Source organism: Streptomyces sp. NPDC001599, from assembly GCF_042893535.1.
Classification (GTDB): Bacteria; Actinomycetota; Actinomycetes; order Streptomycetales; family Streptomycetaceae; genus Streptomyces.
Window position 1 is genome coordinate 507,208 of the sequence record NZ_JBIAVA010000001.1, and the last position, 11,874, is coordinate 519,081.

The 11,874-nt window shown below is 71.0% G+C and carries 10 protein-coding genes; 5 read left to right on the plus strand and 5 right to left on the minus strand.

Annotated features, from left to right (window positions below; all coding sequences use genetic code 11):
• Genes ACFYZ3_RS02315 through ACFYZ3_RS02325 form a run of 3 tightly spaced genes read right to left on the minus strand, consistent with a single transcriptional unit; the run spans position 1 to position 984 of the window.
• A complete protein-coding gene (locus ACFYZ3_RS02315) occupies positions 1-447 on the minus strand; it encodes a VOC family protein (RefSeq protein WP_388513462.1) in 447 nt (148 codons plus the stop codon).
• A 22-nt stretch (positions 448-469) separates the two neighbouring features.
• A complete protein-coding gene (locus tag ACFYZ3_RS02320) occupies positions 470-724 on the minus strand; it encodes a Txe/YoeB family addiction module toxin (protein WP_030189135.1) in 255 nt (84 codons plus the stop codon).
• Complete coding sequence (locus ACFYZ3_RS02325; protein WP_052839935.1) at positions 721-984, minus strand: type II toxin-antitoxin system Phd/YefM family antitoxin; 264 nt, start codon at positions 982-984, stop codon at positions 721-723. Before ACFYZ3_RS02325 ends, ACFYZ3_RS02320 begins: the two co-directional genes overlap by 4 nt.
• A gap of 174 nt (positions 985-1,158) precedes the next feature.
• Between ACFYZ3_RS02325 and ACFYZ3_RS02330 the strand changes: the two genes are divergently transcribed.
• Positions 1,159-4,161, plus strand: a complete 3,003-nt coding sequence (locus tag ACFYZ3_RS02330; protein ID WP_388513464.1) for a bifunctional [glutamine synthetase] adenylyltransferase/[glutamine synthetase]-adenylyl-L-tyrosine phosphorylase — start codon at positions 1,159-1,161, stop codon at positions 4,159-4,161.
• Positions 4,162-4,273: 112 nt separating this feature from the next.
• Here ACFYZ3_RS02330 and ACFYZ3_RS02335 read toward each other — a convergent pair whose 3' ends face one another.
• Positions 4,274-5,137 (minus strand): phosphatase PAP2 family protein, encoded by an 864-nt coding sequence (locus tag ACFYZ3_RS02335; RefSeq protein WP_388513466.1) that lies wholly within the window; start codon positions 5,135-5,137, stop codon positions 4,274-4,276.
• Between the two features lie 94 nt (positions 5,138-5,231).
• The gene (locus ACFYZ3_RS02340; RefSeq protein ID WP_003976582.1) at positions 5,232-6,266 is read right to left on the minus strand and encodes a LacI family DNA-binding transcriptional regulator; all 1,035 of its coding nucleotides are present in this window, start codon (positions 6,264-6,266) and stop codon (positions 5,232-5,234) included.
• A 391-nt stretch (positions 6,267-6,657) separates the two neighbouring features.
• Here ACFYZ3_RS02340 and ACFYZ3_RS02345 point away from each other — a divergent pair, with 391 nt between their 5' ends.
• From ACFYZ3_RS02345 to ACFYZ3_RS02360, 4 genes are all read left to right on the plus strand, one after another.
• Entirely contained in the window at positions 6,658-7,929 is a 1,272-nt protein-coding gene (locus tag ACFYZ3_RS02345; protein ID WP_388513467.1) for an extracellular solute-binding protein, read from the plus strand.
• 114 nt (positions 7,930-8,043) lie between these two features.
• Positions 8,044-9,048: a carbohydrate ABC transporter permease gene (locus ACFYZ3_RS02350; RefSeq protein WP_388513468.1), complete on the plus strand. Its 1,005-nt coding sequence runs from the start codon at positions 8,044-8,046 to the stop codon at positions 9,046-9,048.
• A 13-nt stretch (positions 9,049-9,061) separates the two neighbouring features.
• On the plus strand, positions 9,062-9,973 hold the full coding sequence (locus ACFYZ3_RS02355; protein ID WP_356865935.1) for an ABC transporter permease subunit: 912 nt from the start codon (positions 9,062-9,064) through the stop codon (positions 9,971-9,973).
• A 129-nt stretch (positions 9,974-10,102) separates the two neighbouring features.
• Complete coding sequence (locus ACFYZ3_RS02360) at positions 10,103-11,785, plus strand: glycoside hydrolase family 13 protein (RefSeq protein ID WP_388513469.1); 1,683 nt, start codon at positions 10,103-10,105, stop codon at positions 11,783-11,785.
• Positions 11,786-11,874: the final 89 nt, after the last annotated feature.

An 11,874-nucleotide genomic window follows, 5' to 3' on the forward strand; every position in this document is an offset into this window, starting at 1 on the left:
TCAGCCCTCGCGCTTGAGGTCGGCCAGCACCTTGTGCAGCGGCTCCGCCACCCGGCGCCGGTACTCCTGGATCGCCCAGCCGTTGCCGTCCGGGTCCGTGAAGTACATGAAGGTGGCGCCGTCGTCCGGGGAGTACTGCACCGGCTCCGAGACCTCCAGACCACGGGCGGTCAGCTCCGCGTGGGCCGCCTTGATGTCGGCGACGCAGAGCTGGAGGCCCTGGTACGAGCCCGGCTCCGGCCGGGTCTGACCCTGGGCCATGTCCCAGATGGCGTCGCCGAGGGCGACCGAACAGCCGGAGCCCGGGGGCGTCAGCTGGACGATCCGCATGCCCGGCATGACCTCCTGGTCGATGTCGACGTGGAAGCCGACCTTGTCGCGGTAGAAGTCCCGGGCGCGGTCGATGTCGCTTACGGGGAGCGGGATGACTTCGAGCGTGAAGTCCATGGCGTGACTCCTTCGGCTTTCGTCAGTAGTGGTAGCGCGCCTGGACGATGACCAGCAGGTCGTCGGTGGGCTTGTACACAAGACGGTGCGTGTCGTCGATGCGCCGTGACCAGTAGCCGGACAGGTCGCCCTTGAGCGGCTCCGGCTTGCCGATGCCCTTGAACGGGTCACGGGCGATGTCGGCGATCAGTCTGTTGATCCGCTTGGTCACCTTCCGGTCGCTCTCGGCCCAGTGGACGTAGTCCTCCCAGCCGTGGGACGTGAAAGTGATCCTCACGCCCGCTCCGCGTCCGGGTCGATCAGCTCACGCTGCCGTGCGTCGCCCGCCTCGGCCTCCGCGATGGAGTCGAGCAGCCGGCGTGCGTTCCGCGGCGAGCGCAGGAGATGCACCGTCTCCGTCCACGCCGTGAAGTCCTCCTCGGACATCAGCACGGCGTTCCCCTTGCGGGAGGTGATGTGCACCGGGGCGTGGTCCTCGTTGACCTGCTCTATCAGCGGGAACAGATTCTGACGGGCTTCGCTGGCGGTGATGGACATACCAGTGCCTCCCTTCCTCGGCTTGTACAAGATATCGTACGAGTCTGGGACGGTCCACCGGAAAGCGGGAGCGCTACGTCCCGGCGCCCGCACGCCGTTCCCCGGTTACGCTCAGCCCGTACGACCTTGATCCCACCCGGGCCCGTGTGCCCCACTGTCCGACAGGAGGCCGAGATGACGGCGCCGGGGCGCAGGAGCAGTACCTTCACGCGACTGCTGCGGCACGGTTTCACCGATCCCTCGGCCGCCGAGCGGCTGCTGGACGGGGCCGAGCTGGCCGAGCTGCGCGCCGATCCCGTCCTCCTCGAGGCGCTGGGCGCCACCGCCGACCCGGACCTCGCCCTGCACGGACTGGTACGGCTCCTGGAGGCGCAGCCCGAGGCCACCGCCCGCCAGGAGCTGCTGGACACCCTGATAGCGGCCAAGCCGCTGCGCGACCGTCTCCTCGGTGTGCTCGGGGCCTCCGAGGCGCTCGCCGACCACCTCGCCCGGCACGCCGGGGACTGGCAGGCCCTCGTCACGTACGAGCCGCGCGACCTGCACCGCGGCGTCGAGGAGTTCGAGCGGGGGCTCGCCGAGGCCACCGACCCGGTCTCCCTGCGCGTCGCCTACCGGCGCTGCCTGCTGTCCATCGCCGCCCGCGACGTGTGCGGCACCATCGACGTCGCGGAGACCGCCGCCGAGCTGGCCGACCTCGCCACCGCCACCCTGCGCGCCGCCCTGGCCCTCGCCGAGGCCGCCGCGCCCGAGGACGCCGCGCGGTGCAGGCTCGCGGTGATCGCGATGGGCAAGTGCGGCGGACACGAGCTGAACTACGTCTCCGACGTCGACGTCATCTTCGTGGGGGAGGCGGCGGACACGGGCCCCGACGCCGACGAGGCCAAGGCGATGCGGGCCGCGACCTCGCTCGCCGCGCACATGATGCGGATCTGCTCCGAGACCACCGTCGAGGGCTCCATCTGGCCCGTCGACGCCAACCTCCGCCCCGAGGGCCGCAACGGCCCCCTGGTGCGCACCCTCAGCAGCCACGTCGCCTACTACCAGCGCTGGGCCAAGACCTGGGAGTTCCAGGCGCTGCTCAAGGCCCGCCCGGTGGCAGGCGACCCCGGGCTCGGCGCCGAGTACGTCGCCGCCCTCCAGCCCCTGGTGTGGCAGGCCGCCGACCGCGAGAACTTCGTCCCGGACGTGCAGAAGATGCGCCGCCGGGTGGTGGAGAACATCCCCGTCACCGAGGTCGACCGGCAGCTCAAGCTCGGGCCCGGCGGCCTCAGGGACGTCGAGTTCGCCGTGCAGCTCCTCCAACTGGTGCACGGACGGGCGGACACCTCCCTGCACAGCGGCACGACGCTGGACGCCCTGGCGGCCCTCGCCGCGGGCGGCTACGTCGGCCGGACCGACGCCGCGCAGCTCGACGAGGCGTACCGCTTCCTGCGCTCCATGGAGCACCGCATCCAGCTGCACCGGCTGCGCCGCACCCACCTCGTGCCCGAGGAGGAGGCCGACCTGCGCCGCATGGGGCGCTCCCTGGGCCTGCGCAACGACCCGGTGACCGGGCTGCTGCGGGCCTGGCGGCGGCACGCGGCCGTCGTCCGACGGCTGCACGAGAAGCTGTTCTACCGGCCGCTGCTCGACGCCGTCGCCCAGCTCGCCCCCGGCGAGGCCCGGCTCAGCCCCGAGGCCGCCCGGGAACGCCTGGTCGCCCTCGGCTACGCCGACCCGGCCGCCGCCCTGCGGCACCTGGAGGCGCTGGCGTCCGGCGTCACCCGCAAGGCGGCCATCCAGCGCACCCTGCTGCCCGTACTGCTCGGCTGGTTCGCCGACTCCGCCGACCCGGACACCGGACTGCTCAACTTCCGCAAGGTCTCCGACGCGCTCGGCACCACACCCTGGTACCTCAGGCTGCTGCGCGACGAGGGCGCCGCCGCCGAGAACCTCGCCCGGGTGCTCTCCGCCGGGCGGCTCGCCCCCGACCTGCTGATGCGGGCCCCGGAGGCCGTCGCGCTGCTCGGGGACGGCGTCGCCGGGGGACTGCGGCCGCGCGGCCGGGCCCAGCTGGAGCAGGAGACCCTCGCCGCGGTCCGCCGCGCCGACGACGCCGTACAGGCCGTCACCGCCGTGCGCGGCGTACGGCGCCGGGAGCTGTTCCGCACGGCCGCCGCGGACATCGTCGGCTCCTACGGCACCGAGTCCCAGCCCGTCGAGGCCGACCAGGGTGCCCTGGTGGACCTGGTCGGCGGCGCCGTGTCCGACCTGACGGCGGCGACGCTCGCGGGCACGCTGCGGGCGGTCGTGCGGGACAAGTGGGGCGACGTCCTGCCGACCCGGTTCGCGATCATCGCCATGGGCCGCTTCGGCGGACACGAGCTGGGCTACGGCTCGGACGCGGACGTGCTGTTCGTGCACGAGCCCCGCGACGGCGTGGACGAGCGCGAGGCGGGCGACGCCGCCAACAAGGTCGTCTCCGAGATGCGCCGCCTGCTCCAGGTGCCGAGCGCCGACCCGCCGCTGCTGATCGACGCCGACCTGCGGCCCGAGGGCAGGTCGGGGCCGCTGGTGCGGACCCTGAAGTCCTACGAGGCCTACTACCGGCGCTGGTCGCTGGGGTGGGAGTCGCACGCCCTGCTGCGGGCCGAGTTCGTCGCCGGGGACGAGGAGCTGGGGCGGCGCTTCATCGAGCTGATCGACCCCCTGCGGTACCCGGCGGGCGGACTGGAGGAGGACGCCGTACGGGAGATCCGGCGGCTCAAGGCCCGCATGGAGTCCGAGCGGCTGCCGCGCGGGGCCGACCCCAAGCTGCACGCCAAACTGGGGCCGGGCGGTCTCTCCGACGTGGAGTGGACCGTGCAGCTGCTCCAGCTGCGGCACGGCCACGAGATCGCCGGGCTGCGCACCACCCGGACGCGCACGGCGCTGGCCGCCGCCCGCGACGCCGGGCTGATCTCGGAGGAGCACACCGCAACCCTCGACGAGGCGTGGGTGCTGGCGACCCGGGTCCGCAACGCGGTGATGCTGGTCCGCGGACGGGCCGGCGACACCTTCCCCACCGACCCGCGCGAGCTGGCGGCCGTCGGCCGCTACCTGGGCCACGGCTCGGGCCACGCGGGCGACATGCTCGACGAATACCGCCGCACGGCCCGAAGGGCACGGACGGTGGTGGAGGAACTGTTCTACACGTAACGGCTGCCGTCGTAGCTGCGGGCAGTCGTGCCGCTGGGGCGGCACGGGTGGGCGCAGCGGCACCCGGCCGGCGCCGGTTCGCGACCCCTCCCCCCGTACACGCCCCGCACCCTCAAGCCCGCCCGGGCAACCACACCCTCCGCCGCCGCGCAGCGACCGGCACCATGCGAGGCAACCGGTACGGCAGGCTCCCGTACCAGACGTAAGCCACCCCGTACCCGAACGCCAGGCACGCCACACCCCCCACCGCGTCCAGCCAGAAGTGGTTCGCCGTCGCCACGATCACCACCAGCGTCAGCGCCGGATACACCAGCCCCAGCACCCGCACCCACGGCACCGACGCCAGCGCGAAGATCGTCAGCCCGCACCACACCGACCACCCGATGTGCATCGAGGGCATCGCGGCGTACTGGTTGGACATGTTCTTCAGGTCCCCGGACGCCATCGACCCCCACGTCTGGTGGACCATCACCGTGTCGACGAAGTGCCCGCCGTTCATCAGCCGGGGCGGGGCCAGCGGGTACAGGTAGTAGCCGACGAGGGCGACACCCGTGGTCGCGAAGAGCACCAGCCGGGTCGCCGCGTAACGGCCGGGATGGCTGCGGAAGAGCCACACCAGGACACCCAGAGTCACCACGAAGTGCAGCGTGGCGTAGTAGTAGTTCATGCCCACGACCAGCCAAGTCACCGAGTTGACGGCGTGGTTGACGGACTCCTCGACGGCGATGCCCAGTTGCTGCTCGACGCGCCAGATCCAGTCGGCGTTGCGCAGCGCCGCGGTCCGCTGTTCCGGCACCGCGTTGCGGACGAGGGAGTACGTCCAGTAGCTGAGCGCGATCAGCAGGATCTCGAACCACAGGCGCGGTCGGCGCGGGGTGCGGAGCCGGGACAGGAGGCTCTTCCCCGTCGTCCCAGTGACGGGGTGTGGAACGCTGTCCTCCTGGCGTTCCCGAGTCCTCACGGTCGCGTCACCCATAGGCATGAAGTCTGCCAGAAAAGCCTTCTTCCACCGATCATCCCTCAGGTGGATCCGACCCGCATCCGCCCCGGAGCCGCGCCCCGCACGAGGGTCAGGGGCGGCCGCGCTCGCCCGGCGCCGACGCCGTGGAGCCGCGCACCACCAGCTCCGGCATGAACACGAACTCGCTGTGCGGCGCGGGCGTCCCGCCGATCTCCTCGAGGAGCGTGCGCACCGCCGCCTGACCCATCGCCGGGACCGGCTTGCGGACCGTGGTGAGCGGCGGGTCGGTGAAGGCGATCAGCGGCGAGTCGTCGAAGCCGACGACCGAGACGTCCTTGGGCACGTCCAGGCCCAGCTGCCGGGCCGCGCGTATCGCGCCCAGCGCCATCATGTCGCTGGCGCAGACCACCGCCGTGCAGTCCCGCCCGATGAGCGCGGAGGCCGCCGCCTGGCCGCCCTCCAGCGTGTACAGCGAGTGCTGGACCAGCTCCTTCTCCACCGTCTCGGCACTCAGCCCCAACTGGTCCTGGACGGTGCGTACGAAGCCCTCGATCTTGCGCTGCACCGGCACGAACCGCTTCGGCCCGAGGGCCAGTCCGATCCGGGTGTGGCCGAGCGAGACGAGGTGGGTGACGGCGAGGCTCATCGCGGCCCGGTCGTCGGGGGAGATGAACGGCGCCTGCACCTGCGACGAGAAGCCGTCGACCAGGACGAAGGGCACGCCCTGCGCGCGCAGCCGCTCGTAGCGCTGCATGTCGGCGGTGGTGTCGGCGTGCAGCCCCGAGACGTAGATGATGCCGGCCACCCCGCGGTCGACCAGCATCTCGGTCAGCTCGTCCTCCGTGGAGCCGCCCGGCGTCTGGGTGGCGAGGACCGGCGTGTAGCCCTGGCGGGTCAGCGCCTGCCCGATGACCTGGGCCAGCGCCGGGAATATCGGGTTCTCCAGCTCCGGGGTGATCAGGCCCACCAGGCCCTCGCTGCGCTGCCGCAGCCGCACGGGGCGCTCGTAGCCCAGCACGTCGAGGGCGGCGAGCACGGACTGGCGGGTGGTGGCGGCGACGCCCGGCTTCCCGTTGAGGACGCGGCTGACGGTCGCTTCGCTCACCCCCGCCTGGGCGGCGATGTCGGCAAGCCGTGTGGTCACAGGGGTGGACTGTACCTGTCGGCCGCTGCCTTGCACACCGATCGGGCGCCGTGGGCGGCCGGTTGGACGGCCCGTCGGACGGCCCGGCGCGGGCTGCTGCGTCATCGCGCTCCCTCGAGAAAGTGGCGGCAAGAGCTTGCAGAGTCTTGCACAACCCGCCCGATACCGCTCGGGCCCCGTAAACAAGCGTCTCATGACGGTCGCCGAGAGGTCACGCACGGATAACTTCGGAGATCTCTTGCACATTTTTGCAGCAAGACCTTTCGCCGGGCTTTCAACGCTGTTACGTTCACGTCGCCCGACGGCAGCAACGAAGCGGTCGGCGGTCGGCAGGAGCGGCGGACGGGCCCGCACCCTGCACCACACGGGCTTTCACCCTCAAGGAGAACTCATGCGGCGTGGCATAGCGGCCACCGCGCTGGTGGCGTCCCTCGCCCTGGCGGCGACGGCGTGCGGCGGAGACGACGGCGGCGACAGCGAGTCGGGCGGACCGGTCACCATCACTTACTGGGACACCTCCAACGCGACCAACGAGGCGCCGACCTACAAGGCCCTGGTCAAGGAGTTCGAGGCCGCCAACAAGGGCGTCAAGGTCAACTTCGTCAACGTGCCGTTCGACCAGGCGCAGAACAAGTTCGACACCGCCGCGGGATCCAAGGGCGCCCCGGACGTGCTGCGCTCCGAGGTCGGCTGGACGCCCGCCTTCGCCAAGAAGGGCTTCTTCCTGCCGCTGGACGGCACCGAGGCCCTCGCCGAGCAGGACAAGTTCCAGCCCAACCTGATCGAGCAGGCCAAGTACGAGGGCAAGACCTACGGCGTCCCGCTGGTCACCGACACCCTCGCCTTCGTCTACAACAAGGCGCTCTTCGAGAAGGCCGGCGTCGAGGCTCCCAAGACCTGGGACGACCTGAAGAAGGCCGCCGCCACCATCAAGGACAAGACCGGCGTCGACGGCTACTGGGCCTCCACGGCCGGCTACTACGCGCAGCCTTTCCTGTATGGCGAGGGCACCGACACGGTCGACGCCGACGCCAAGAAGGTCACCGTCAACGCCGCCGAGGCGAAGAAGGGCTACGGCACCTGGCTGAGCCTCTTCAACGGCAAGGGCCTGCACAAGGCCGACACCACCGCGGACGCCTACGCCCACATCCAGGAGGCGTTCGTCAGCGGCAAGGTCGCCTCGATCATCCAGGGCCCGTGGGAGATCACCAACTTCTACAAGGGCACGGCGTTCAAGGACAAGGCCAACCTCGGCATCGCCACCGTCCCGGCCGGCTCCACCGGCAAGGCGGGCGCCCCGACCGGCGGCCACAACCTGTCGGTCTACGCCGGCTCGGACAAGGCCCACCAGGAGGCGGCGCTGAAGTTCGTGAACTTCATGACCTCGGCGAAGTCCCAGGAGACCGTCGCCCTGAAGAACTCCACGCTGCCGACCCGCGACGACGCCTACACCGACAAGGTCAAGGCCGACCCGGGCATCGCCGGCTTCCAGACGGTCCTGCCCGCCGCCCAGCCGCGCCCGGCGCTGCCCGAGTACAGCTCCCTGTGGACGCCGCTGGACGACGAGCTGCCCCAGATCGCCGGCGGCAAGAAGTCCCTGGACGAGGGGCTGGGCGACGCCGAGACCGCGATCGCCAAGCTGGTGCCGGACTTCAGCAAGTAGGTCCAGCCGACCGCCGGGCCCCCGCACTGGGGGAGGGGCCCGGCGGTCACCGGCCGTGCGCCGCGCCCCTGAACTTCCGATCCTCCCGTTGATCGCTCCCGAAGGTGTCGAACCATGACAGTCGCCATCGACCGCGCGACCGGCAAGCGCCGCGGTGACCGCACCCCGCGGCCCGGCCTCGGCCGGCGTCTGAAAGACGGCTACCAGAAGCACTGGTACGCCTACGCCATGATCACGCCGGTGGCCGTCGTGATCGGCGTCCTCGTGCTGTACCCGCTGGGCTACGGCCTCTACCTCACCCTCACCGACGCCAACAGCCTCAACAGCGGGCGCACCATCGGCGTCAACGAGATCGAGGCCACCTACAAGTTCATCGGCCTGGACAACTACGCCGACATCCTGTGGGGCCCGACGGCCTACGACCGCTTCTGGTCGCACTTCATCTGGACCATCGTGTGGACGGCGGTCTGCGTCGGCCTGCACTTCTTCATCGGCCTCGGGCTCGCCCTGCTGCTCAACCAGAAGCTGCGCGGCCGCACCTTCTACCGGCTGATCCTCGTCCTGCCCTGGGCCGTGCCCACCTTCGTCACCGTCTTCGGCTGGCGCTTCATGCTCGCCGACCAGGGCATCATCAACTCCGCCCTGGACTGGCTGCACCTGCCGACGCCGGCGTGGCTGGAGGACACCTTCTGGCAGCGCTTCTCCGCGATCATGGTCAACACCTGGTGCGGCGTGCCGTTCATGATGGTCTCGCTCCTCGGCGGCCTCCAGTCCATCGACAACAGCCTCTACGAGGCCTCCGAGATGGACGGCGCCAACGCCTGGCAGCGCTTCCGCTACGTCACGCTCCCCGGTCTGCGCTCGGTCAGCTCCACGGTCGTCCTGCTCGGCATCATCTGGACCTTCAACCAGTTCGCCGTGATCTTCCTGCTGTTCGGCAACACCGCCCCCGACGCGCAGATCCTCGTCACCTGGGCGTACCAGCTCGGCTTCGGACAGCAGCCGCGCGACTTCGCGCAGTCCGCGGCCTACGGCATCCTGCTGCTGGCCATCCTGATCGTCTTCACCTCCTTCTACCGCCGCTGGCTGAACCGCAATGAGCAGCAGCTCGCGAACTGAGGCAGGAGCCGCCATGAGTACAAGCACCGCGCCCACCAAGGCCCCCGCCGAGCAGGTCACCGCGTCCACCGCGCCGCCGCGCAAGGTCCGCGGCCGCGGCGAACGCAGCCGCGCCGCGTCCCTCGCCTCCCACGGCGTGCTGACCCTCGCGAGCCTCGTCGCGCTCTTCCCGGTCGCCTGGCTGGTCTACCTGTCCCTCGGCCCGGACAAGAACGACTATCTGCACCCCGGACGCATCTGGTCGAAGATGACCTTCGACAACTACGCGTTCGTGCTCCAGGACACCAACTTCTTCGACTGGCTGAAGAGCTCGCTGATCGTCTCGCTGGGCACCACGGTCATCGGCGTCATGGTCGCCGCGACGACCGGCTACGCGGTCTCGCGGATGCGCTTCCCGGGCTACAAGAAGCTCATGTGGGTCCTGCTGGTCACGCAGATGTTCCCCATCGCGGTCCTGATCGTGCCGATGTACCAGATCCTGTCGAAGCTCCAGCTCATCGACAACTACTTCGGCCTGATCCTCGTCTACTGCTCGACCGCGGTGCCGTACTGCGCCTGGCTGCTCAAGGGCTACTTCGACACCATCCCGTTCGAGATCGACGAGGCCGGGCGGGTGGACGGGCTGACCCCGTTCGGCACCTTCTTCCGGCTGATCCTGCCGCTGGCCCGGCCGGGCCTCGCGGTCGCCGGCTTCTACAGCTTCATCACCGCCTTCGGCGAGGTCGCCTTCGCCTCGACGTTCATGCTGAGCGACACGAAGTACACCTTCGCCGTCGGACTCCAGAGCTTCGTCAGCGAGCACGACGCCCAGCGCAACCTGATGGCGGCCACTGCCGTGCTCGTCGCGATACCCGTCTCCGCGTTCTTCTACCTCGTGCAGAAGAACCTGGTGACCGGCCTCACCGCGGGCGGCACGAAGGGCTGACCGCCGCCCGACCCGGAAAACGTCCGGCCGCGGTGCCCATCCGGCCCCGCAGCACCGCGGCCGGCCGCCCCTTCCGCCACCGACGCCTCCACTCCGTTCCGCTCCGTTTCGCTACGTACCAAGGACGACATGAGCCAGCAGCCTTCCGCCGCACCGGCCCCCACCTCCGCCGTCGCCACCGTCTCCGAGCGCCACGACTGGTGGCGGGACGCGGTCATCTACCAGGTGTACCCGCGCAGCTTCGCCGACAGCAACGGCGATGGCATGGGCGACCTGGAGGGTGTCCGCACCCGCCTGCCGTACCTGCGCGACCTGGGCGTGGACGCCGTGTGGCTCAGCCCCTTCTACGCCTCCCCGCAGGCCGACGCCGGCTACGACGTCGCCGACTACCGGGCCGTCGACCCCATGTTCGGCACCCTCCTGGACGCCGACGCGCTGATCCGCGACGCCCACGCGCTGGGCCTGCGCATCATCGTCGACCTGGTGCCCAACCACTCCTCCGACCAGTACGAGTGGTTCAAGCGCGCCCTCGCCGAGGGCCCCGGCTCCCCCTCCCGGGACCGCTACCACTTCCGCCCAGGCAAGGGGAAGAACGGCGAACTGCCCCCCAACGACTGGGAGTCCATCTTCGGCGGCCCCGCCTGGACCCGGGTCACCGAGCCCGACGGCACACCGGGGGAGTGGTACCTGCACCTGTTCGCGCCCGAGCAGCCCGACTTCAACTGGGAGCACCCGGCCGTCGGCGACGAGTTCCGCTCCATCCTGCGGTTCTGGCTCGACATGGGCGTGGACGGCTTCCGCATCGACGTCGCCCACGGCATGGTGAAGGCCGAGGGCCTGCCCGACCTGGGATCCCACGAGCAGCTGAAGCTGCTGGGCAACGATGTCATGCCGTTCTTTGACCAGGACGGCGTCCACGACATCTACCGCCAGTGGCGGCTGATCCTCGACGAGTACAGCGGCGAGCGCATTTTTGTCGCCGAGGCCTGGACCCCGACCGTCGAGCGCACCGCCAACTACGTCCGCCCCGACGAGCTGCACCAGGCGTTCAACTTCCAGTACCTGGGCACCCACTGGGACGCCGAGGAGCTGCGCACGGTCATCGACCGCACGCTGGACGCCATGCGCCCGGTCGGCGCCCCCGCCACCTGGGTCCTCTCCAACCACGACGTCACCCGCCACGCCACCCGCTTCGCCAACCCGGCGGGCCTCGGCACCCAGATCCGCCTGGCCGGCGACCGCGCCCTGGGCCTGCGCCGCGCCCGCGCCGCGACCCTCCTGATGCTGGCCCTGCCCGGCTCGGCCTACGTCTACCAGGGCGAGGAGCTGGGCCTCCCCGACGTCGTCGACCTGCCCGACGAGGTCCGCCAGGACCCGGCGTACTTCCGCGGCGCCGGGCAGGACGGCTTCCGCGACGGCTGCCGCGTCCCGATCCCCTGGACCCGCGAGGGCTCCTCGTACGGCTTCGGCGACGGCGGCAGCTGGCTGCCGCAGCCGGCGGGCTGGGGCGAGCTGAGCGTAGAGGCGCAGACCGGCGAGCCCGGCTCCACCCTGGAGCTGTACCGCGAGGCCCTGGCCGTCCGCCGCGCCACCGCCGACCTCGGCGCGGGCGATGCGGTCGAGTGGCTGCGCGCCCCCGAGGGCGTCGTCGCCTTCCGGCGCGGCGAGTTCGTCTGCGTCGCCAACACCACCGGCGAGTCGGTGGCGGTGCCCGCGCACGGGCGCGTCCTGCTGGCCAGCGGCGAGATCACCGAGGCGGCAGGCGAGGCGAAGGTACCGGCCGACACGACGGTGTGGTGGACCCGGGCCTGATGCCCGGCAGAACCCGCTGCCAGGAGGCCCGCCGCGTTCCGAGGAGGGGAGCGGCGGGCCTCGCCTCGTATGCGGTGCGCTAAACGTCA

Bases quoted from the DNA above. Each gene is read 5' to 3' on its own strand.
- ACFYZ3_RS02315 (WP_388513462.1), bottom strand. From the start codon at position 447: ATGGACTTCACGCTCGAAGTCATCCCGCTCCCCGTAAGCGACATCGAC.
- ACFYZ3_RS02325 (WP_052839935.1), bottom strand. From the start codon at position 984: ATGTCCATCACCGCCAGCGAAGCCCGTCAGAATCTGTTCCCGCTGATA.
- ACFYZ3_RS02330 (WP_388513464.1), top strand. From the start codon at position 1,159: ATGACGGCGCCGGGGCGCAGGAGCAGTACCTTCACGCGACTGCTGCGG.
- ACFYZ3_RS02335 (WP_388513466.1), bottom strand. From the start codon at position 5,137: ATGGGTGACGCGACCGTGAGGACTCGGGAACGCCAGGAGGACAGCGTT.
- ACFYZ3_RS02345 (WP_388513467.1), top strand. From the start codon at position 6,658: ATGCGGCGTGGCATAGCGGCCACCGCGCTGGTGGCGTCCCTCGCCCTG.
- ACFYZ3_RS02350 (WP_388513468.1), top strand. From the start codon at position 8,044: ATGACAGTCGCCATCGACCGCGCGACCGGCAAGCGCCGCGGTGACCGC.
- ACFYZ3_RS02355 (WP_356865935.1), top strand. From the start codon at position 9,062: ATGAGTACAAGCACCGCGCCCACCAAGGCCCCCGCCGAGCAGGTCACC.
- ACFYZ3_RS02360 (WP_388513469.1), top strand. From the start codon at position 10,103: ATGAGCCAGCAGCCTTCCGCCGCACCGGCCCCCACCTCCGCCGTCGCC.